This window comes from Trinickia sp. (genome assembly GCF_051953405.1).
GTDB lineage: Bacteria > Pseudomonadota > Gammaproteobacteria > Burkholderiales > Burkholderiaceae > Trinickia.
Genome location: NZ_JBQCIV010000069.1, coordinates 79,675 through 100,797, shown reverse-complemented (window position 1 = coordinate 100,797; position 21,123 = coordinate 79,675). Strand labels below are relative to the sequence as shown.

The window sequence follows — 21,123 nt, the reverse complement described above, 5'->3', positions numbered from 1 at the left end:
ACTTATTTGGTGACGATCGCCGCTGTCAAGCCGGCATTGATCGCAGGCAACAGCAAGCTCAGCACGCGGTTGAAACGGACCAGCGGGCCGTTATCGACGTAGACGACGTCCTTCGGCTGCAGGTTGAACTGATTGGCCAGCAGCATCGACACGGGCGAGGCGGAATCCAGGTGGTACACCTGCGGCTTGCCGTCCTGTTCGCGAATCACGTAGAGCTGCCGTGCGTTCGCCGTGCCCTGATTGATGAACCCTGCCTGGCTCAGTGCTTCGCCGAGCGTGAGCTGGCCATCGGTGGTCGGCGTCGCGGCCGTCGGCTTGTTCACCTCGCCCATTACGTAGGCTTGGTTTTGGTCGCGTCCGGTGACGCGCAGCATATCGCCCGGCTTGAGCATGATGTCTTGCGGATTCTTGCCGGCGGCGATCAACTGCGTCAGATCGATCGGATAGGACGTGCCGTTGCGCGTAAGCGTCAGGTGCGCGCGATCCGCGTTCGACGTGAAGCCGCCCGCGCGATTGATCGCTTCGGTCAGCGTCATCGGGATGTCGTTGAACGCCTGTCCGCCCGGTGCGCGAACTTCGCCGTCGACATAGACTTGCGCCGAGCGGTACGACGCGACGCGAACCGTGACTTGCGGCTCCTTGAATTCGCGGCTCAGATCTTTGCGAACTTCGCGCTGGACGTCGCTGATCGTTTGCCCGGCCGCGTGGATGGGATGCGATAGATAGGGGAAGCTCAGATTGCCTCGATCGTCGATCACGAAGCCTTGGCCCGGATCGGCGGCCTTGTTGTCTTGCACCTGTTGACCGAGCGCGGCTGCGAGTTCGGGGTGATCCCAAACGGTGATCTGCAGCACGTCGCCAGGGCCGAGCTTATACGGGGCGGGCTTGGAGAACAGGTCGAGGTTTTTCGCCTGCTGCATCTGGCTCGCGCCCGAGCGCATTTGGTTGATCAGATTCAGATCGATGGCCTGAATCGGGATCTGCTCGGCCTGCTGCACCGCCCCATCGGGCGTGGCGGAAACGGGCAGAGAAGGGGGCGTCTCCATATGCTGTCCCGGCACCACCGAGCATGCGGCGAGCAGCGTAGAGAGTACGGCGAGCGCCGCCGCACGTGTCTTCGCGGCGCGCGCGCGCGTCGTACTACTTATCGGGGCAAGCTGTTGTAATGTCTTTTTCATTGTAGTCACTCCATGCATCAATAAGCGTTCGTGTGGCGTAGGCCCTTGAAGATCGTCGCGAGGATGATCCGCATGTCGAGCCGGAACGACCAGTTGCGCAGGTAATAGAGATCGTGGGCAACGCGCTGCTCCATCTTCTCCACTCGCTCCGTTTCACCCCGGAAGCCATTCACTTGCGCCCAGCCCGTGATGCCCGGTTTGATGCGGTATCGATGGATGTAGCCCTGAACGATCGGCTGATAAAGGTTGTCGTGCTCGATCGCATGCGGACGAGGCCCGACCACCGACATCTCGCCGCGCAGCACGTTGATGAACTGCGGCAGCTCATCTAGGCTCGTGCGACGAAGGAATGCGCCCACGCGCGTCACGCGCGGATCGCCTCGCTTGGCCTGTTCGACCACGCCTGCCTTTTGCTGGTGCACGCGCATCGAACGGAATTTGTAGATCGTGAAGACACGCCCGTCCACGCCCTTGCGGCGCTGCTTGAAGAACACGGGTCCGGGCGAACTGAGTTTGACGGCGATGGCGATCGCGATCATGACCGGCGCGAGCGCCAGCAGCGCGGCGGCCGCGAACAATCGGTCGAACAGATCCTTCTTGATCAGCGCGCTCGGCGGCACGGGCGAGGCGATTAGATTGATCGTCGGCAGTCCCAACAAATTGGTGACGCTGCCTTCGAACAGCGATAGCGTGCGCACGTCCGGCATGAAGCGGATGTTCAGCAGGTCGTTACGGAATTCGTTGACGAGCTTCAGAATCGCCGCTTCCTCGGTGAGCGGCAATGCGAGCCACACCTCGTCCAGCTCCTGCTCGCGCACGAACGCGGCGAACGATTCGTGCTCGTCGAAGACGGGAATCTCCGGGTGCGCGAGCGGCGCGCCGCCGGGCTTGATGTTGTAGATGGCCGTGGCGCGAAAGCCCGTCGTCGGCGAAATTTCGATCTTACGGATGATGTCGTCGCAATGGCCGCCGCATCCCGCGATTGCGACTTGATGCAAGTTCATGCCCGCCGTGCGCATGCGTGCCAGCAACGCGTGCATCCAGAGCCGGCCGCCGATCATGGCGACGGCCGACAACACCGTCCAATAGCCGAACCACAGGCGCGAGACGAGCGTGACCATGTGCAGCGAAAACATCAGCGCCATAGCGCCGACCTGCACGACACCCCATGCGAAGGCGACTTGTCGGATCAGCGCGCGCTTGGACCGGCCGCGCCAGGATTCGTAGACGCCGAACGTGGGGAACACGAGCAGCGACAAGGTGGCCGAGAAGGCCACGAAGGCCCAGTACAGACGTCCGTCGGCAACGTCCTCGAATCGCAGCCGCGATGCGATCAGGGCGCCCAGCACGATCATGCCGACATCGAATACGCGCGCCCATAAGTCTTGCAGTCCTCGCATTTCATCACTCCCAACCGTTGATCGGCGACGTGTCGCCTCGGGCCCTACTGACTCAGCGCATGTTTGCGATAGACAGTGGGCGAGACGCCGTAGCGCTTGCGAAAGAGCCGCCCGAGGCGGTCGCCGTTGCCCATGCCGCAACGACGCGCGATTTTGTCGACGGGCAGCTTCGTGCCCACGAGCATTGCGCAGATCGCTTCGAATCTCAGTTGCATGAGGTACTCGAGCGGCGTCACGCCGAATTCGCTCTTGAAGCGGCGCAAGTAGTTGCGCACGCTCATCGCGGCGACGGCCGCGGCGTCCGACACGGAAATGTCGCCGCCGAAGTTCTCGCGCATCCAGCGCGTCGATTCGTGAATCTTGTCGACGGTGGTATTCATGCTCGGCGTTTCGCTGCGCGTCTTGACGACCTCGCCGACCGATGGGGGCAAGCTGCTTGCGATCCGAAGCGACATGTCCTCGCCGTGATCGGACGCGATTTGCGTCAGCGCCATTTGCGCCGCTTTTTGATTGAGCGCCCAGGCCGGCATCGAACCGGAACCGATCCAGAAGACGGGCACGCTCGGACGCACGCGCTCGCCGATATCCACGCCGAATGCCGATGCATGGTGGCCACCGGCCGCATGGGCGGCGTGATTGGCCCCGGACAGCCAGCGCGCGAGTTGCACGTCGAAGCCCGATGTCACACGCACGTCGTTGCTCGCGACGTATAACGCGTGGAAATCGCCGACCGAGTACGCGTCGAGCCGCTGCGTCATCACGGCGATCGACGATGAACTCGTGACGGGGCCGCCGAGCTTGGAGAGCAGCGACACCCGGTAGGGGGGCTGATCGCTCGAAAAGCGCATGAGTGCGTTGGCCAGTTGAAAGACTTCGCTGATCACGCCCGTCGTAAAAAGGCAGTGACCGTCGAAGATGAGGATCCCGATATGGCGCGCGTCTGCGAGCGAGGTCATCTCTCGGCGCATGACGTGCGGTGAAGTGAGTACTGTGGCGCGATCCACGAAGCTTTCCTCCGCATGGTGAACACACATAGGGTGTTGCGGTGCATCATCGTAATCATCATGATGCCATGTCGATTTTTGTAGAAAAAGCTGGCCGAAATCGACGTGTATTTGGCGCCAGAGGTCGCCTCTCGAAAAGTTATTCGCTGAAGTATTTTTTATATTTTTGTTATAGTTTTTTACAAACTCCGCTTTTTTTCATGCACCCCCTTTGGGCCGCTGGGGTCGGGTCTGTCAGCCTTGTAGGGCCTCGGTCGGTAAAAAGTTGGCGGATTAATCGGAAAGATTGGCGATTCGCATAATTGCACGGGTCTGCCATTTACCGATGTTAAGCGTTTGGGCATTCGTAATGTTTGTCCTGCTTCAACTAAATCCGCCAACACCTCGGGATTTTGCGACCATCGGGATTGCGCACTAGGTTGTCTGGCTATGCTTCACAGCAACATGAGCCGATGCGGCTAGGGGCGTGATCGTTTGCGCAACGTCTACCGCTCGCTTCATGCTTTCGCACACACTAGGAGAACAAGCAGATGAGTACTCCTGTTGAAACGAGGGAGAGGCCACGTACGACCGGTGCGGCCACGCAGTTGCGTGCCCCGCATACGCTGGCCGCGCAAACCGCGCTCCGTACGCGAGCCGTCGTGCTCGCGGGCGGCTCGGGTACACGGTTATGGCCGCTCTCGCGCAAACACTTTCCGAAGCAGCTAGTCGATGTGCTCGGCGCGGGATCGCTGTTGCAAATGACGGTCCGGCGACTGCGCAAGCTGGCCGATGTCGAGCTTGCGCTCGACGAATCGCCGATCATCGTATGCGGCGCCGAACACCGCGCCGTCAGCGCGCAGCAGTTGGAACAGCTCGGCACCCGGGCGCGCTTCATCATCGAGCCCAGCGGGCGCAATACGGCGCCGGCGCTATCGCTGGCGGCGCTCCATGCGCTCGAGGACGGCGGCGACGCCGTGCTCGTCGTGATGCCGGCCGATCATTTGATCGGCGACGTGGCGGCGTTTCAGCGTGCAGTGGCGGCCGCTACGCGTCACGCCGAGCGCGGTGCGATCGTCACGCTCGGCATTCGCCCGACGCGCGCCGAGACGGGCTACGGTTACATCGAGCCCGGCGACGACGTCGACGGCTCCGCGCGAAAGATTGCCCGCTTCGTCGAGAAACCTCCGATCGAAGTTGCGCGTTCTTACCTCGCATCGGGCAAGCATTTCTGGAACAGCGGCATCTTCGTGCTGCGTGCGAGTGTCTGGCTCTCGACCTTGCAGCAGATGCAACCCGAGACCTACTCGGCATGCTCGGCGGCATACGAAGCGGGAGAGGATAGCGCAGCGGGCTACAAGCCGAACGAAGAACTTTTCGCGAGCGTGCCGTCCGATTCGATCGACTATGCCGTCATGGAAAACCTCGTGCGCGGCGGCGACGTCGAAGGCATTGTCGTGCCGCTCGAGGCCGAGTGGTCCGATCTCGGCTCGTGGGATTCGGTATGGGACGTGCTGGGTAAGGACGAACACGGCAACGTCGCATCGGGCCGGGTCTTGATGGAAGACACGACCGATAGCTACGTGCGCGCCGAGAGCCGGCTCGTGACGTGCGTGGGCGTGTCCGACGTGGTGGTGGTGGAAACGGCGGATGCGGTGCTCGTCGTCGATCGCTCGCGCGTGCAGGACGTCAAGCGTATCGTCGGACGGATCGCGGAACAGCAAGGCCCGGAGGTCGACGCGCATCGAAAGGTGCAGCGGCCCTGGGGATGCTACGACTCGATCGACAAAGGCGAGCGCTTCCAGGTCAAGCACATCGTCGTCGAAGCAGGCGCGCAACTGTCGCTGCAATTGCACCATCATCGCGCCGAGCATTGGATCGTCGTTCGCGGTACAGCGCTGGTCACGCGCGGCGAGGAGCAGTTCCTGCTCGGAGAAAATCAATCCACGTACATTCCGCTCGGTGTCAAGCACCGGCTCGAAAATCCTGGGAAGGTGCCCCTCGAACTCATCGAGGTCCAATCGGGCGCTTACCTGGGGGAGGACGATATCGTCCGCTTCGAGGATGTCTACGGACGCGCGAACTAGCAGTGCGCGGCCGCGGGCCGAAGTCCTGCTCGCGGCTGCGGCGCGTTTGCCGGCGGAAGATGCATGGCAACCGTTTTTGAACTCGATCCATGAACGTATACGACACTGCGTTGGAGCATGTCCGAAATTCGATCGCGACGGCCGAGGTGCTGGGGCTGAAGTCTTGCGCCATCCTCGTTTCCGATCTGAAGCTCGTGCTCGAAATGCTGGAAGACGCGCTGCGCGACCAGCCAGGCGGCACGCAACAAAAAGCGCAATAAGGGCGGACGCGATCCTGACAACGCTACATTTTCGAGGACGACGCCAGTGAATGATTTGGCTTTAAACTCCCTTTACGTGCAGACGAGCGGCGAACGCAGCCAACTGTCGGCACGCGACATGTTCAGGCTGCTGCGCGACCACATCGTGGAGGTGCTGGGCGTAACGTTGTTCGTTACCGCGCTCGCGCTTGCCTACGTGTTTCTTGCCACGCCCGTGTATGAAGCCGATGTGCTCGTGCGCGTGGACCAACCCGAACCGAATGCGCTCGGCCTGTCGACGCTCAATGGCCAGCAGGGGCAGCAGTACGCGCCGCCGGCCCCTTCGCCGTCGGCGGAGATGGCGGTGATGCAAAGCCGGTCCGTGCTCGAACCGATCATCGACAAGTATCGGTTCGACGTAACGATCACGCCGAAGACGCTGCCGATCGTCGGTAATCTCATGCGCCGTTTCGCCACGCCGGGGCAGCCGTCCCGCGCTTGGTTCGGCATGTCGTCGTACGCCTGGGGCGGCGAGCAAATTCACATCGGCCAGCTCGATGTGCCGCATTCGCTAGAGGAGCGCGATCTCACGCTGACGGCCCTCGACGGCGGGCGGTACGAATTGCGCGGCCCGGGCGGCGCGATTCTGACCGGGAAGGTGGGCGAACTCGCGCATTCGAGCAACGGGGTGTCCATGCTCGTCACGCAGCTCGTTGCACGGCCCGGCACCGAATTCGGCGTGAAGCACTGGGCGATGCTCGATGCGATCAAACGCTTCAGCAACGATCTGAAGGTGAGCGACAAGGTCAAGGACACGGGCCTCGTGCAGATCGCCTATACGGATTCGCATCCGGCCATGGCGGCCGAGGTGGCCAACGCGATCTCGCAGCAGTACATGACGACGGCTGTCGCGGCGAAGCAGCGCAACGATACGGCGACGCTGGCCTTCATCAATCACGAGCTGCCGCGGCTGCACGCCGAACTCGAACAGGCCGAGCAGGCGCAGGCCTCGTATCAGACGACGGCGCAGTCGATGCAGCCGACCACCGAGGCGCAGGCCTATTTGCAAGGCGGCATCGACTTCGATCGTCGTATCGCCGACCTGCAGATTCAGCGGACCCAACTGCTCGACAAATACACGCCCGACAGCCGTTGGGTGCGCAATATCGATCAGCAGTTGAGCCAACTGCAGGCGCAAAAGGCTCAATTCAATTCGCGCTTCACCGCGATGCCGGCGTCCGAACGCAAGAACGCGGACCTTGCGCGTAATGCGAAGGTGGCCGAGCAGGTCTACCTCGGCATGACGCAAAAGGCGGAAGAATTGTCCGTGCGCCGCGCCAGTACGACGGGCGGGGCCCACATCGTCGACGAAGCCGAGGTGCCGTTCAAACCCGTCAAGCCCGAGCCGCTGCTGATCTTGCCGGGCGGCGCGGTGCTCGGTTTGTTGCTCGGCACGATGTCGGTGTTCGTGCGCCGTCACGTCATGACAGGCGTCACGGATCCGCTGTTTGTCGAAGCGCGCCTCGGCGTGCCGTTGATGGGCGAGGTGTTTTATAGCCAGCAGCAGGTGAGATTGGATCAAGAGGTGGGGGCGCTGCAGCGTCGTTCGCTCGCGTCGCGGAGTACGTCGGCGTCGAAAAACGCGCCGCCGATACGCTTGCCCGATCGCAACGAACCTCGCCAGGAGCCGACGGATGGGCGCATCGCGGCGCCGGGCGCCGGCGTATCGAAGGTGCTCGCCGATCGCTATCCCGACGACCCGACGATCGAGGCGTTGCGCAGCGTGCGCACGGCACTCTCGCTCGATTTGGCGCACGCGCCGAACAACATCGTCATGATGGCGGGGCCGACGCCCGCGGCCGGAAAGAGCTTCGTCGCCGCGAACATGGCGGTGCTGCATGCGGAAGTTGGCGCGCGCGTTTTGCTGATCGACGCCGATATGCGCAACGGCCATCTGGCGTACTACTTCGGTCAGCCGAATCGGGGCGGCCTATCGGAGGTGCTCAAGGGCGCGATGCGGCCGCACGACGTGCTGCGCCGTACGGGCGTGGAAGGGCTCACGCTCATGTCGTGCGGCAGCCGTATCACGAATCCGGCGGCGCTCTTGATGCGTCATAACTTCCGCGAGATGTTGCAGCAGTTCTCGCACGAATACGATCTCGTGATCGTCGATACGCCGCCGTTCCTCGTTGTCACCGATGCGGCGATTATCGCGGGCGATGCCGGCGCGACGGTGCTGGTGCTGCGCTCCGGCATGCAAAGCGAGGAGGAAATCGCCGAGACGGTCAGGAAGCTGGAACGCTCCGAGGCCCGGGTGGCGGGGGCCGTGTTCAACGCGATTCCGCCTACTCGGAGTCACCGCTATTACGGCTACTACGGTTCGGGCGACGACACGGAGCCGATGTTCGACGCGACGGCGTAACGTGCTTTGACCGAGCTGCATTCTATTTAGGAGAACTATGCATCTGGTGGTCAATGGCAAGTTCACCGCGCAGCGCTTGACCGGGGTGCAGCGCGTGGCTTACGAACTGATGCGCGCCGTGCGCGCCGGCGAGCCCGCGGCGGACGAAATCGAAGTGGCGGTACCGCCCAATGCGATCGACTCGGCCTCGCCGATCGATCGACTGCGGCGCGTCCCCTGGCTCAAGGGCGATCTCTGGGAGCAGCTTTGCCTGCCGCTGGCGACACGCGGCGAGATGCTGCTCAGCCTGTGCAACAGCGGGCCGGTCTTCAAGCGGCGCCATGTCGTGATGGTTCACGACATGGCCGTCTACGACACGCCTCATACGTTTTCCTGGCTGTTTCGCACGTGGTATCGGATCAAATTCGCGATGCTGGTGCGCAACGCGTCGTTCCTGCTCACGGTGTCGGCGTTTTCGAAAGCGCGTATCTGTGCGCAGCTCGAAGTGGACGAAGCGCGCGTGCGCGTGGTGCGCCCCGCTGCCGATCATTTCGCCCGCATCGTGTCGGAGCCGGCCGTGGTCGAGCGCCTGGGGCTCGTGGGGGTCAAGTATTGCGTGATCGTGGGCAGTCTCGATCCGCGCAAGAATCTCGCGCGCGTGCTGGCGGCGCTCGAACGGCTTGCGCATCTGCGCGACGTGAAGTTCGTCGTGGTGGGCGGGGCGAATTCGCGTGTCTTTGCCCACTCGGGCACACCGAACAGTTCGCCCGGCCCGAACGCGCGCGCGAATGCGCAGATCGTCCGGGCAGGGTACGTATCGGACGGCGAACTCAAGGCGCTATACGAACACGCGGCTTGCCTCGCGTTTCCTTCCTTGTATGAAGGGTTCGGATTGCCGCCGCTGGAAGCGATGTTTTGTGGGTGCCCCGCGATCGTGTCGAAGCATGCGGCTTTGGTGGAAGCCTGCGGCGACGCGGCGATGTACTGCGACGCCGAATCGGTCGAGGACATCGCGCAAAAGATCGAACGCATGCTGACCGACGATGCGCTGCGCGCGCGTTATCGAGCGGCGGGCTCGATGCATGCGCATGCGCACGGCTGGGAGCAGTCGGCGAGCGAATTGATGAAGATTCTGAAGGGGGAAACCTATGAAGCGGGATCGGCGGTGGCGATTCGCTCGCCTGCCTAACACGGGCGGGCGCCAGCCGGGGCGTTTTGGATGACGACGAAGCGGTCCGATTTTTCGTCTCGTCGGCGCGCCTTGTTGGCCGCGTTGGCGGCTGCCGGTGCCGCTTCGAGCGTGGGTGCTTCGGCTGCGGCGTCGATGCGCCGCGCTCGCGTATCCGCACTCGGGTCCGCATCCGGCGAACGCTTCATCACGCAATTGATCGGCGCGAACGGCTGGCCCGTGACGGCGGCCGACATCGCCATGTGGAAGGAGATGGGGATCAGCTGGGGGCGCGATTCGGTGGGGCCGGGCCAGCGCCAGTCGCCCGACGATGCCGTGCAGGTCGACAAGACCGGCGCCGCGTTCGACCACGATCTGCCGCCGTTGATCTTGCAGAACGAACGTAACGGGATCCATTCGCTGCTGTTGCTCGGCTATACGCCGAAATGGAATGCGAGCGTGCCTGGCGACAGCCGCTCGGCGCCGAAGGACGTGGGCGTGTGGACGCGCTATGTCGAGACGGTCGTTAAAACTTACATCGCGCCGCCTTATAACGTGCGCCATTTTCAGATCTGGAACGAGGCGGCCGGGCGCTTGTCCGGCGGCGCGGCGCAGGCGACCTTCTGGCACGGCGGCAACGACCGCAACGACGGTAACGACCGCAACGACGGCAACGGCGGCGCGCGCCACGCGCAGTCGACGCCGTACGACCGGGCCATGCAGGACTACGTCGAGCGCGTGCACATTCCGGCGGCGCGCATCGTGCGCAAATACGGCGGGTATGTCGTGTACGGCGGCTGGCCCGATCAGGGCGGGCTCGACACGTATATGCGCTGGCTCGAATATCGCAGCCCGGTGGCCGGTGCGCGGATGCTCGATTGGGTCGACTATCTCGACACTCACTACCTCGGCGTGGACGCGCTGACGCCGCTCTACGAGCGCTATGTGGCGGGCGGTTCGGCGCGCGGTGTGTGGCAGACGGAAATCGGCGATCGGTACATGGAAGATCCGCATTACCTGCCGATGTATTTTTTCAAATTCGCGGTGTGGGCGCTCGACCACGATTGGCACGATCCGAATCAGTATGTGTCGATGGTTTATCACTGGGACGGCTTCGAGCCGTACCGCCTCACGCATCGAGGCAATCCCCGCACCTATAACGTGTCGGGGCGCTCGCTCGTCGTGTTGAAGCAAGCCGCGGGCGCGGCGCTCGCGCCCTTCGCCGGGCGGATCGTTTTCGGTGAAGGCGCAACAGGGCTTGCCTTGCGTTCGGGGGCGAATCTCGTCCTCCAAGTGCGGGCCAGCCCGGGGCCGAGGCGCGTCGCCGTGGCCGGGTTGGGTGCGGGTGGGGCGGATCGTTTCGATATAGGCATGATCGATGCGTTGACAGGCGAGCCAGCCGATACTTCGGCGCTCTCGGTGCGCGCCGATGGCGATCGGTTGTCGGTCGACTTTCATATTCCAGATGCGGCGAACGGACGAAAAGGGCAGGCACCGATGCATTTGGCCTACCTGACCGTATCGCCGCGCGCATGACGGCGAATCCCGGTGGGTTCGCTCGTTGTACTAAGGAGACTGATGTGAGCGAAGGCGAAGTGCGCGTGAACGCGTATGCCGATCGTATCGAGGCCGCCCATGCGGCCACCGAAATCGGGGCGACGCCGCATGGAGGAAGCGCCGTCGGCGCCCACCCGCCCGAGAAGACGTGGCATCGAGTGGCTCGGGCCAGTTGGCGCGCGGCAAAGCGGTTCTTGCCCGATTACGCGATGGTCAGGATTCAATTTCGGCGGGAGATCGGGCATTGGCCGAATCTGCGCCATCCGACGGAATACAGCGAGGCGATCTTGCTCCGCTGCTTGCAGCCGGATATGCGCTGGGCGGCGTTGACCGACAAGCTCGCGGTGCGCGAGTACGTGAGGGAGAAGATCGGCGAGGAGCACTTGATTCCGCTGATCTGCGTGCCCGAGCGGCTGACGCGAGAGGTGTTCGATGCCTTGCCGACATCGTTCGTGATGAAGGCCAATCATGGGTGCGCGTTCGTCAAGGTGGTGCACGACAAATCGACCACGTCGTTGGAAGCGTTAAGCGAACTCGCCGCGAAATGGCTGGCGACCGACTACCACCGTCTCTCGGGCGAGCGGCACTACCATGTGATCGAGCCAAAGATCTATTTCGAACAATTGCTGCTCGACGAGACGGGCAAGATTCCGTCGGACTTGAAACTGCATGTGTTCGGCGGTCGCCCGCAAGGCCCATGCATCCAGACGATGGTGGTCGCGGATCGCTTCGGCGATGTGCGCGGCGATCTTTACGACGAGCATTGGCGCCGGATGGGCGTGACGTTCGGCCACTATCGGCCCAGCGACGCACCCGTGCCGCGACCCGCGAATTGGGTGGAGATCGAGCGTATCGCAAAGCGCCTTGCCGAGGACTTCGCCTACGTGCGAGTGGATCTCTATTCGACGGGCAACCAAGTGTATTTCGGCGAGTTGACGTTCACGCCGGGCGGCGGACGGATGCGCTTTACGCCCGGAACTCACGAGCAGTACTGGGGGCGCATGCTCAAGGAGTCGATGGAGGGCTTCGAGCGGATGCGGCAGGCCGGTTGCGCGTAAGAGCGCGGCGAATGCGTGGCGAATGCATGGCGCCGTCCCGCCTAATCGGTCAAGAGTTCGGGCTTTTTAGCCCGCTTTGTTCTACCCCCCTTTCTGTCGCTTATTCTGCAATGCAACACAAAAGGGGGCTGCCGACTTATCCGCTTGGCGAGGATAGCGCGCGTGGCGTCGCGGAGACTGCCGACGAATGAATCCTTCAGTGAGTGTTTGCCAAGAGGAGTAGCGTGCCGATGAAGTCCGTCACGATCGCGATCTGCAACTATAACTACGAACGGTTCCTCGCCGATGCCATCGATTCGGCATTGGCCCAGGACTATCCGCATACGAGCGTGCTTGTTGTCGACGATGGTTCGACCGATGGGTCGCGCGACATCATCTCGCGTTACGGCACGCGCATTCGTGCGGTGTTCAAAGAGAACGGCGGCCAGACCTCGGCTTACAACCGCGCTTTGGACGAAATCCGCTCCGATTACGTCATCCTGCTCGATGCCGACGATTTGCTGTATCCGAATGCCGTCACGGAAGTGATGCGACGCTTCGATTCCGCCGATTACGTCAAGGTGCAGTTTCGCCTCGATGTCATTTCTCGCGACGGCAGCATGACCGGCGTGACGGTGCCGCATTCGGACGCACCGGCCGATTGCGGCACGCTGCTGCGTCAAGGGTGGCTGTATCCCTCGCCGCCCGCGTCGGGTAACGCTTACAAGGCCAGCGCGCTGCGTCGGTTCTTTCCGATTCCCGAGACCTCGGAGGGCCGTTACGGCGCCGATTTTTTTGCCATTTATGGCGTGGCGCTCGTCGGTCAAGTTGCCTCGATTGCTCAGTCGCTTGGCGCTTATCGCGTGCACAAATCGGCACCCAAGGACGTGTCGTTCGCCAATTCGGAAAAAAACAGCAAGGCACCGAAAGCCTATGCGGCACGATGGGGCGCATTGCGATACGTGGCACGCAATCGGCTCAATATCGACTTGCCGCAGTCGTTTCACGATTTCTCGCACGAGAAGGCCATTTTCTGCAGCGAGGTCTATGACGCGCCGCTCGTCGAGCGTTGGCGCTGGTTCGCGTTCGAATCGCGCGGCTACTTGCATTCGATCGTGGCGAACCCCTTTTGGGGCGTGCCGAAAAAAGTCGGCACGCTCGGGTTGTCGTGCCTATGCCTCGTCCCTTACGCGCCGCTGTCGAACTATGTGGTGCGCTTCATTTCCAATCCGCTGGCGCGTCGAGGCAGCGCCGCTCACTGAAGGCGGTGAGCAGGCAGGCCCGATGCGCTCGTCGCTAACCTGGCGGCGGCCTATGAAATATTGCTATGGACAAGAAAGAGAACACCCGCGTACTCGTATTCGTGTACGTCGGCTACATCATGAGGTACTTGTACCTCCTGGTGGTCATCCCGTTTTATGGGCGTGTGCTCGGCGTGACCGAGTACGGCCGCGTGCTCGCGGCCATGTCGTTAATGAACGTCATCTGGATGCTCGTCAGCTTCGGCTTCACGTTCGTCGGCATGCGCGATGCCTCGCGTACCCATGAGCGGCGCGAGCACAACCATATCTTTTCGTTGCATACGAGTGCCCGGATGGCGATGGGCGGCCTCGGCGGCCTCATCGGGATCGTGGCGACGCTGTGCTCGCCCGTGCTGTCGCAGCGTCCGCTGATCGGCATCTTTGCGATGCTGCTCGGGGTGCTCAACGGATGCAACGTCAGCTGGCTGTTTCAAGGCCGGCAACACTTTCGCACGCCGATCGTGCTCGAAGTGGTCGGCTTCGTGATGAGCCTCGTGCTCGTACTGACGCTCGTTCACGGACCGGCCGATTCGACGATGGTGCTGGCGAGCTTGCTCGCGGCCGGCGTCTGCACGACCGCGATCTCTTATCGGTTGACGGTGAAGGATCTCGGCTGGCCGCGGCTGTCCTTGCGCGGCGTGCCGGGGCTCATGCGCGATTCGACGATGCTGTTCCTGTATTCGACGGGTTCGGTCGTGCTGACTTCCGCATCGACGTACCTACTGACGCTGCTCTCGACGCCGACGCAAGTCGGGTATTACGGCGCGGCGGAGCGTTTTGCGACGATCGGCCTGAGCCTCATGGGGCCCGCCTCGCAGGTGTTCATTCCGACGATCTCGCGGCAGATCGCGCAAAACGACCACCATGGTGCGCGTACGACGACCCGGCGCGGCGCCACGTTGTTGCTCGGATATGGCTTTCTCGCGCTAGGCGGGGCGCTCGTTCTCTCGCCTTATGTGTTGCCGTTGATTCTCGGCGCCGCGTTCAAGCCGAGTGCCCACGTGTTGCAATGCTTCGCATGGATGTTCCCGTTTTCGGCGTTCAACCAATTCGTCGGCTTCTATATCCTGTTGCCGCGCAAGAAAGATCGTGCCATGGCGGTTGCCGGCTTGATGTCGGCGGCGGCCAATCTCACGTCGGCGCTGCTGCTGGCGCCGCATTTCGGCGCGATCGGCATGGCGCTCGCGCGCGTGATCGGCGAGGGCACGCTATCGGTGACGTTGCTCGTGTTCGCCTGGCGCACCGGCTTGCTCGGCGCGATATTCGGGCGCCGCGTGCCCGGGGAAGAGCCGAAGCGGCAACCGGCGGCGAATGCCGCGCGCGACGATAGGGTTCGCGGCATGACGTAACGCGTGGAGCGCAACGGTTCGACTCTGCATCAGGGCGCCCAGCCCAGGCGCCACGACAATTGACGGGTCGTTTGCAGCAAGCTTTGCGCGGGCTGCGCGCGGTCCGCACTGTCGAAACTCCCCGTCGATCCGATCAATGCGACGACCAAGCGCACGGTGTTGGTGTGGTCGAATACCGGCGCGGCTAGGGCATCGATGCCGGGAATCGGCGCACCCAACGCGCGATCCATGCCGTCGCGGCGAATGCGCGCGAAAACCGATTCGCTGGGTCGGTTAAAGCCGGAGCCGTCGCGCCATTCGTTGTGGGGTCCTTCGTTTGTCCCGGCATCGGATCCCCCCTCCACGGTCTTCCCCGCCAGACGCAAGGGCTCGAGCGCGAGCAAATCGGCCAGCGGCGCCTCGCCGAGATACGCCGCGAATACGCGGCCTATCGCGGTATGGAGCAGCGAGACGACGGTGCCCGCACGCAAGCTGATGTGCGCGGGCTGCGCCGATTCCTCGAGCCGGATCACGGTGGGTCCCAGCGGACCGAGCACCGCGGTGGCGACAGTGAGTCCTGTTTCGGCAGCCAGCTTCGCGATCTCGCGCTCCGCGTCGCGTTCGGGTGCTTGCCGCTGTAGCGCCGTCAAGCCGAGTTGCAGACCCAGAGGTCCCGTATCGAACGCCCCGGCCTCGTCGCGCGAGAGCAGACCGATCCCGACGAGGCTGACGAGATGCGAGAACGCTTTGGCCGCGGGCATCCCGGCGGCCGCGGCGAGATCGCGCAAGATCAGCGGCCGGCCCGCGCGCACGAGCGCGACGAGCAACTCGCCGGTGGTGTCGAGCGTGCGAATGCCGCGCTGTCCTGTGTCCTGCGCGCCGGGCTCGACGTTCCAGTGACGCGTGCGGGCCACAGGCTCGCCATGAGCGGCTGTTCGCAGGGCGCGTTCGATGGACGCAGCCGAGGCGCGCAGGGCCTCGGCGAGTTTTCCGTTCCAAGCGATGTCGATCGTGCTCGACGGGCCGATCGCGGTCAGCGTCAATTGCAACGCCCCGGCCGGATCGAGAATCGGCACGCTCATGCTGCTGATCGACGGCGTCGGTGCATCGATGCCGCGTTCGATGCCGCGCTGACGGATGGCCTGTAGCTCGCGCTCCAACGTCTCGCTCTGTCCTTGCGGCGCCTGCGCGCTCGGCTGCATGGCGCGCCGCTGCGCTGGCTCCAAAAAGGCGGAGAACACGCGCCCCGTCGACGTGGCCGTCAGCGACATGATCGAGCCGACGTGCAAATTGACGTGAAGCGGCGCACCGGCATGCTCGTAGTGAACGATCGTCGGCCCGTGCGGGCCGGCCGTGCAGATCGCGATGCAGCATCCCGAGCGCAAAGCGAGCGACGCGACTTCATTCACGGCGGCACAGTAGGCGGGTCGATGCTCGAGCAACTGAAGCGCGAGACGTAAGGCCAACGGTCCCGGCTCGTAATCGCCGAGGGCATCGCGCTTGACGAGCCCCAGCCGCATAAGACTGACGAGGTAGGTGTGCACCTGTGCGGGCGCGATGCCCGCGGCCGCGGCCAGCTCGGCCAAGCCGACGCAGCCGCGCCGGGCCAGTACCTCGAGCAGCTTGCCGCTGACGTCGACGCTCTGCACGCCGCGTGAGGCGCGCGGCTCGGCGGGAGAAGGGGAATGCGTGGCCAAGCCGACCTCGGACGAATCGAAAACGCAGATCTTATCCGACAGCTCGCGCCGGGTGGGGTTGCGATTTGCGTATAGCAAACATGTTTGCTGTTGACAAAGCGAGGCAGCGAGGCCTACCATGGGTTCGACTCGGTACACGACGAGGTGCGATCCCGCACCTTCGATCGCGGCCTATTCGTCGGCAGCCTTTAAAAAAAGATTGGAGCGAGACGCTGTTTCAGCCGCCCGGCGTGTCCGCCGCGCGCGCATCGTGCCGCTCTGGTCGTCACCTATCAAGCGAGACAACCATGGCAAAAGCATTCGCATCGCAGGCCGATCTCGAACAGAAGAAGGTCACGTTCACGCAGCTTTCCGAGAACGCCTACGCTTACACCGCCGAAGGCGACCCGAACTCCGGCGTCGTGATCGGCGACGATAGCGTGCTGATCGTCGACACGACGGCGACGCCCGCGATGGCCGGCGATTTGATCGCCAAGATCCGCACGATCACGGATAAGCCAATTAAGCACGTCGTGCTGTCGCACTACCACGCCGTGCGGGTGCTAGGGGCGTCGGCCTACTTTGCGGAGGGTGCGCAAAACGTTATCGCGAGCGCAGGCACGTACGAGATGATCGTCGAGCGCGGCGAGGCCGATATGAAGTCGGAAATCGAACGCTTCCCGCGCCTGTTCGCGGGCGTGGAGACGGTGCCGGGGCTCACGTGGCCGACACTCGTGTTCGAGCGCGAGATCACGCTCTATCTCGGCAAGCTCGAGGTCAAGATCATGCATCTCGGCGCCGGGCACACGAAGGGCGACACGATCGTTTGGCTGCCGTCGCAGAAGGTGCTGTTTTCGGGCGATCTCGTCGAATACGATGCCGCCTGTTACTGCGGCGACGCTCAACTCGCCGCTTGGCCCGCCACGCTCGACGCGCTTGCGGCGCTGGGCGCCGAGAAGCTCGTGCCGGGCCGAGGTCCCGCGCTCGTGGGGGCCGAGCAAGTGAAGGCGGGGATCGGCTACACACGCGATTTCGTGACCACGCTGCTCGAACAGGGGCGCAAGGCGGTCGAACGCAAGCTCGACTTGAAGGGCGCGATGGCGTTGGCGCGCGAGGCGATGGATCCGAAGTTCGGCCAGGTGTTCATCTACGAACATTGCCTGCCGTTCGACGTCGCGCGCGCCTACGATGAAGCGAGCGGTATTGCTCACCCTCGCATCTGGACGGCCGAACGCGACCGCGAGATGTGGGCCGCGTTGCAGGACTAAGCGGTGCGTTTGGGGAGACGAACATGACGATCGATTACCAAAACCTGCGCTTCGAGTACTGTCCGGCGAAGGAGCAGGCGAGCGGCGCGGCAAGACGAATCCATCCGGTGGCGGTGGTCGGCGCTGGGCCTGTCGGCCTCGCTACCGCGATCGATTTGGCGCAGCACGGCGTGCACGTCGTGCTCGTCGACGACGACGATTGCCTCTCGAGCGGCTCGCGCGCGATCTGCTTTTCCAAGCGCTCGCTCGACATCTTCGACCGGCTCGGATGCGGCGAGGCGATGGTGGAGAAGGGCGTGCAATGGCACGTCGGCAAAGTGTTTCTGAAGGACGAACTCGTTTATTCGTTCGATCTGCTGCCGGAGAGCGGCCATCGCCGGCCCGCGTTCATCAATCTCCAGCAGTATTACGTCGAAGGGTTCTTGATCGAACGCGCCAAGCAGTTGCCGAACCTCGAGATTCGTTGGAAGAACAAGGTGATCGGCGTCGAGCGTCGCGACGAGCGCCGCGATGGCATGGCGCCCGTCACGTTGACGATCGAGACGCCCGACGGCGAATACGCGTTGGACGCACGTTACGTCGTGGCGGCCGACGGCTCGCGCAGCCCGATGCGTCGTCTGCTCGGGCTCGAAAGCCACGGGCGCACGTTTCGCGACCGGTTCCTGATCGCCGACATCAAGATGGAGGCCGATTTTCCGACGGAGCGCTGGTTCTGGTTCGACCCGCCATTCCATCCGAATCAGTCGGTGCTGCTCCATCGTCAACCCGACAATGTGTGGCGGATCGACTTTCAACTCGGATGGGACGCCGATCCTGTCCTCGAGAAATCCCCCGAGCGCGTCATCCCACGCGTGCGCGCGCTGCTCGGGCCCGACGCGAAGTACGAGATCGAGTGGGTGAGCGTCTACACGTTTTCGTGTCTGCGGATGGACCGTTTTCGCCACGGCAACATCGTGTTCGCCGGGGACGCGGCGCATGGCGTTTCGCCGTTCGGGGCGCGCGGCGCGAACAGCGGGTTTCAGGATGCCGAGAACCTCGCATGGAAGCTAGAGATGGTGCTCTCGGGCCGCGCGCCCGATGCGCTGCTCGATACCTATGCGCAGGAGCGCGAATACGCGGCCGACGAAAATATTCTCAATTCCACGCGCTCGACCGATTTCATTACGCCCAAAAGCGCCGTGAGTCGCGTGTTTCGCGACGCGGTGTTGAGTCTCGCACGCCACCACGATTTCGCGCGCCGGCTCGTCAACAGCGGGCGGCTCTCGGTGCCTGCCGTCTTGCGCGAATCGACGCTGAACACGCCGGATCGCGATCGGTTCGGCGCCGCGCTCGTGCCGGGTACGGCCTGCGTCGACGCTCCGGTGTTGCGCGACGGCGTGCCAGACTGGCTGCTGGCGCACATCGGCGGGCGATTCACCGTGTTGGCGTTCGCCGGACCCGACGGGATCGGTAACGGTGCGAAGAGTGCCGTTGCTCGGGCACGCACGCTCGGTGTGCCCATGGACGTCGTGCTGATCGAGCCCGAGGCGGGCGGCGCTGTTGCCGATGGGCTCGCCGCCGAGGCGTCTGCCATCGATGCGACGGTGTTGCGCGACGTCGAAGGTCGCGTGGCGCAGCGCTACGATGCGGCGCCTGGAACGACCTACCTCATGCGACCGGATCAGCATGTATGCGCACGCTGGCGGGCGCTGCAAGAGGACGATCTGGCGGAGGCGATCGAGCGCGCATTGGGTGTAAGCGCTTCGGCGTCCGTCTAGGGCGGCGCTGCGGTATAGCCAGTTGTATGCTGACTCAATCGATTAGGAATCCTAATCGAATATCGATGTAATAGCCGAGCCAAACGGAGCCGACCATGACGCTCAATCTAAAACCCAACCTCGCGCGACCGGACGATTTCTACGAAGCGCTGATCGATATGCATCGGGATCTGACTGATGCGCAAAGCCAGAGTGCCAACGCACAGCTCATCGTGCTGCTGGCCAATCATGTCGGCGATCACCCCGTGCTGGTCGAGGCGATGCGGTTGGCGCGCGAGGGCGCACTCGATACGCGCACGCACGCGGGGCCGGCCGGTACCCGATGATCCCGGTGCGCAAGCGTTGCTACCGATCGGCGCACTAGACGCCGACGCCATTTATCCCCTTCCTGGAGCGAGACACATGACTCATTCGATCGATGCCGCCACCGATGCGGCAGGCGCAACAGCGGCCGCCGACGACGCGCTGTACCGCAAGATTTCGCTGCGCGTCGTGCCGTTTCTCTTTCTCTGTTACGTCGTATCGTTTCTCGACCGAATCAACATTGGCTTCGCCCAGCTTCAGATGAAGCACGATCTCGGTTTCAGCGATGCGATGTACGGCCTGGGGGCCGCCGTCTTCTACATCGGTTACGTGTTGTGCGAAGTGCCGAGCAATATGCTGCTGGCGCGCTTCGGGGCGAGGCGGACGTTTGCGCGCATCATGCTGCTGTGGGGCATCGCTTCGGTGGGAACGATGTTCGTGAGAATGCCGAGCCACTTCTATCTGCTGCGTTTTGCATTGGGCGTGTTCGAGGCCGGCTTCTTCCCCGGCATCGTGCTCTATCTGACATATTGGTTTCCCGCGCCGCGTCGGGCGGCGGTCTTGTCGATCTTTTTCGCCGGGGTGGCGGTAGCCGGCGTGCTCGGCGGTCTGTTTTCGGGTTGGCTCATGCGCGGCATGGCCGGCACGCTTGGGCTTGCCGGATGGCAATGGATGTTCGCCATCGAAGGGTTGCCGGCGCTCGTGCTCGGCTTCGTCGCACTGACGCGGCTCGTCGACGATCCCGCACAGGCCGCTTGGCTCAGCGCGCGGGAAAAGGCGCGCTTGGCGCAGGCGCTCGCCGACGAGACCGGCGGCGCCGCGCGGGCTGCCCATTCGGCGAGCGCGCTGGTTCAAGCGCTGCGCACGCCGCGCGTCTATCTGCTGGCCTTCATCTATTTTTCGCTGACCTGCGCTTCGTTGACGCTGAACTTCTGGATGCCGTTGATGATTCGCGATTTCGGCATGACCGACGTCGTGTCGATCAGCCTATATACGGCGGTGCCGAATGCTTTGGGCGTAATCGGGCTGATCGCCATCGCTCGCCATTCGGATTGCACGGGCGAGCGACGCCGGCATTTTGCGGGCTGCACGATGGCGGGCGGCCTCGCACTCGCAGCGCTGACAGCACATTTGCCCAGCTTCGCGGCGATGCTGGCGCTCCTGTCGTGCGCGACGGTTTTAATTTTTGCGGCGTTGCCGATCTTTTGGACGATGCCGTCGCGCTGCTTGTCCCGAGCCGCCGCGGCGCCCGGGATCGCACTCGTCAGCAGTATCGGCATCACGAGCGGCATCGTGAGCCCTTGGGTGATCGGACAGATCAAGGTGCGCACGGGCAGCATGGACGACGCGCTCTATCTTCTGACGGGCTTGCTCGTCGCGAGCGGATGCGCCGTTCTTGTAACGATGAAGGACGCCACCGCCGCATGACGACGGCGCCTG

The 21,123-nt window shown here is 63.4% G+C and carries 16 protein-coding genes; 12 read left to right on the top strand and 4 right to left on the bottom strand.

From position 1 onward, the window contains the following. Positions 1–2: 2 nt before the first annotated feature. The 3 genes from ACTHN9_RS11375 to ACTHN9_RS11365 are packed head-to-tail and all read right to left on the bottom strand — an operon-like array spanning position 3 to position 3,582. The gene (locus ACTHN9_RS11375) at positions 3–1,178 is read right to left on the bottom strand and encodes a polysaccharide biosynthesis/export family protein (RefSeq protein WP_440536859.1); all 1,176 of its coding nucleotides are present in this window, start codon (positions 1,176–1,178) and stop codon (positions 3–5) included. A 17-nt stretch (positions 1,179–1,195) separates the two neighbouring features. Further along, a complete protein-coding gene (locus tag ACTHN9_RS11370) occupies positions 1,196–2,578 on the bottom strand; it encodes an undecaprenyl-phosphate glucose phosphotransferase (RefSeq protein ID WP_440536858.1) in 1,383 nt (460 codons plus the stop codon). A 44-nt stretch (positions 2,579–2,622) separates the two neighbouring features. After that, positions 2,623–3,582, bottom strand: a complete 960-nt coding sequence (locus tag ACTHN9_RS11365) for a helix-turn-helix domain-containing protein (protein ID WP_440536857.1) — start codon at positions 3,580–3,582, stop codon at positions 2,623–2,625. A 530-nt stretch (positions 3,583–4,112) separates the two neighbouring features. Here ACTHN9_RS11365 and ACTHN9_RS11360 point away from each other — a divergent pair. From ACTHN9_RS11360 to ACTHN9_RS11325, 8 genes are all read left to right on the top strand, one after another. Then, positions 4,113–5,648: a mannose-1-phosphate guanylyltransferase/mannose-6-phosphate isomerase gene (locus ACTHN9_RS11360; protein WP_440536856.1), complete on the top strand. Its 1,536-nt coding sequence runs from the start codon at positions 4,113–4,115 to the stop codon at positions 5,646–5,648. An 89-nt stretch (positions 5,649–5,737) separates the two neighbouring features. Next, a complete protein-coding gene (locus ACTHN9_RS11355) occupies positions 5,738–5,908 on the top strand; it encodes a hypothetical protein (RefSeq protein ID WP_440536855.1) in 171 nt (56 codons plus the stop codon). Positions 5,909–5,954: 46 nt separating this feature from the next. Further along, positions 5,955–8,309 carry a polysaccharide biosynthesis tyrosine autokinase gene (locus ACTHN9_RS11350; protein ID WP_440536854.1) on the top strand — a complete coding sequence of 785 codons (2,355 nt, stop codon included), beginning with the start codon at positions 5,955–5,957 and terminating at the stop codon, positions 8,307–8,309. Between the two features lie 37 nt (positions 8,310–8,346). Beyond that, entirely contained in the window at positions 8,347–9,477 is a 1,131-nt protein-coding gene (locus ACTHN9_RS11345; protein WP_440536853.1) for a glycosyltransferase family 4 protein, read from the top strand. A 30-nt stretch (positions 9,478–9,507) separates the two neighbouring features. Continuing rightward, positions 9,508–10,992, top strand: coding sequence for a hypothetical protein (locus ACTHN9_RS11340; protein WP_440536852.1), 1,485 nt, complete (start codon positions 9,508–9,510; stop codon positions 10,990–10,992). A gap of 44 nt (positions 10,993–11,036) precedes the next feature. Beyond that, positions 11,037–12,071 (top strand): ATP-grasp fold amidoligase family protein, encoded by a 1,035-nt coding sequence (locus tag ACTHN9_RS11335; RefSeq protein ID WP_440536851.1) that lies wholly within the window; start codon positions 11,037–11,039, stop codon positions 12,069–12,071. 230 nt (positions 12,072–12,301) lie between these two features. After that, positions 12,302–13,312 carry a glycosyltransferase family 2 protein gene (locus ACTHN9_RS11330; protein ID WP_440536850.1) on the top strand — a complete coding sequence of 337 codons (1,011 nt, stop codon included), beginning with the start codon at positions 12,302–12,304 and terminating at the stop codon, positions 13,310–13,312. Positions 13,313–13,377: 65 nt separating this feature from the next. Beyond that, a complete protein-coding gene (locus ACTHN9_RS11325) occupies positions 13,378–14,700 on the top strand; it encodes a lipopolysaccharide biosynthesis protein (RefSeq protein WP_440536849.1) in 1,323 nt (440 codons plus the stop codon). Between the two features lie 29 nt (positions 14,701–14,729). Here ACTHN9_RS11325 and ACTHN9_RS11320 read toward each other — a convergent pair whose 3' ends face one another. After that, positions 14,730–16,376, bottom strand: coding sequence for an IclR family transcriptional regulator (locus tag ACTHN9_RS11320; RefSeq protein WP_440536848.1), 1,647 nt, complete (start codon positions 16,374–16,376; stop codon positions 14,730–14,732). Between the two features lie 287 nt (positions 16,377–16,663). Between ACTHN9_RS11320 and ACTHN9_RS11315 the strand changes: the two genes are divergently transcribed. The 4 genes from ACTHN9_RS11315 to ACTHN9_RS11300 all read left to right on the top strand — a co-directional run bounded on the left by ACTHN9_RS11315 (position 16,664) and on the right by ACTHN9_RS11300 (position 21,111). Next, entirely contained in the window at positions 16,664–17,623 is a 960-nt protein-coding gene (locus tag ACTHN9_RS11315) for an MBL fold metallo-hydrolase (protein WP_440536847.1), read from the top strand. 23 nt (positions 17,624–17,646) lie between these two features. Further along, positions 17,647–19,380: an FAD-dependent oxidoreductase gene (locus ACTHN9_RS11310; protein WP_440536846.1), complete on the top strand. Its 1,734-nt coding sequence runs from the start codon at positions 17,647–17,649 to the stop codon at positions 19,378–19,380. A gap of 95 nt (positions 19,381–19,475) precedes the next feature. Next, positions 19,476–19,706 carry a DUF2783 domain-containing protein gene (locus ACTHN9_RS11305; RefSeq protein WP_440536845.1) on the top strand — a complete coding sequence of 77 codons (231 nt, stop codon included), beginning with the start codon at positions 19,476–19,478 and terminating at the stop codon, positions 19,704–19,706. 76 nt (positions 19,707–19,782) lie between these two features. Next, complete coding sequence (locus ACTHN9_RS11300) at positions 19,783–21,111, top strand: MFS transporter (protein ID WP_440536844.1); 1,329 nt, start codon at positions 19,783–19,785, stop codon at positions 21,109–21,111. Positions 21,112–21,123 lie beyond the last annotated feature (12 nt).

What these genes read in the sequence shown, in the direction of transcription:
- ACTHN9_RS11315 (WP_440536847.1), top strand. Translation starts at nt 16,664, where the DNA reads ATGGCAAAAGCATTCGCATCGCAGGCCGATCTCGAACAGAAGAAGGTC.
- ACTHN9_RS11360 (WP_440536856.1), top strand. Translation starts at nt 4,113, where the DNA reads ATGAGTACTCCTGTTGAAACGAGGGAGAGGCCACGTACGACCGGTGCG.
- ACTHN9_RS11340 (WP_440536852.1), top strand. Translation starts at nt 9,508, where the DNA reads ATGACGACGAAGCGGTCCGATTTTTCGTCTCGTCGGCGCGCCTTGTTG.
- ACTHN9_RS11330 (WP_440536850.1), top strand. Translation starts at nt 12,302, where the DNA reads ATGAAGTCCGTCACGATCGCGATCTGCAACTATAACTACGAACGGTTC.
- ACTHN9_RS11310 (WP_440536846.1), top strand. Translation starts at nt 17,647, where the DNA reads ATGACGATCGATTACCAAAACCTGCGCTTCGAGTACTGTCCGGCGAAG.
- ACTHN9_RS11370 (WP_440536858.1), bottom strand. Translation starts at nt 2,578, where the DNA reads ATGCGAGGACTGCAAGACTTATGGGCGCGCGTATTCGATGTCGGCATG.
- ACTHN9_RS11305 (WP_440536845.1), top strand. Translation starts at nt 19,476, where the DNA reads ATGACGCTCAATCTAAAACCCAACCTCGCGCGACCGGACGATTTCTAC.
- ACTHN9_RS11325 (WP_440536849.1), top strand. Translation starts at nt 13,378, where the DNA reads ATGGACAAGAAAGAGAACACCCGCGTACTCGTATTCGTGTACGTCGGC.
- ACTHN9_RS11300 (WP_440536844.1), top strand. Translation starts at nt 19,783, where the DNA reads ATGACTCATTCGATCGATGCCGCCACCGATGCGGCAGGCGCAACAGCG.
- ACTHN9_RS11355 (WP_440536855.1), top strand. Translation starts at nt 5,738, where the DNA reads ATGAACGTATACGACACTGCGTTGGAGCATGTCCGAAATTCGATCGCG.
- ACTHN9_RS11375 (WP_440536859.1), bottom strand. Translation starts at nt 1,178, where the DNA reads ATGAAAAAGACATTACAACAGCTTGCCCCGATAAGTAGTACGACGCGC.
- ACTHN9_RS11345 (WP_440536853.1), top strand. Translation starts at nt 8,347, where the DNA reads ATGCATCTGGTGGTCAATGGCAAGTTCACCGCGCAGCGCTTGACCGGG.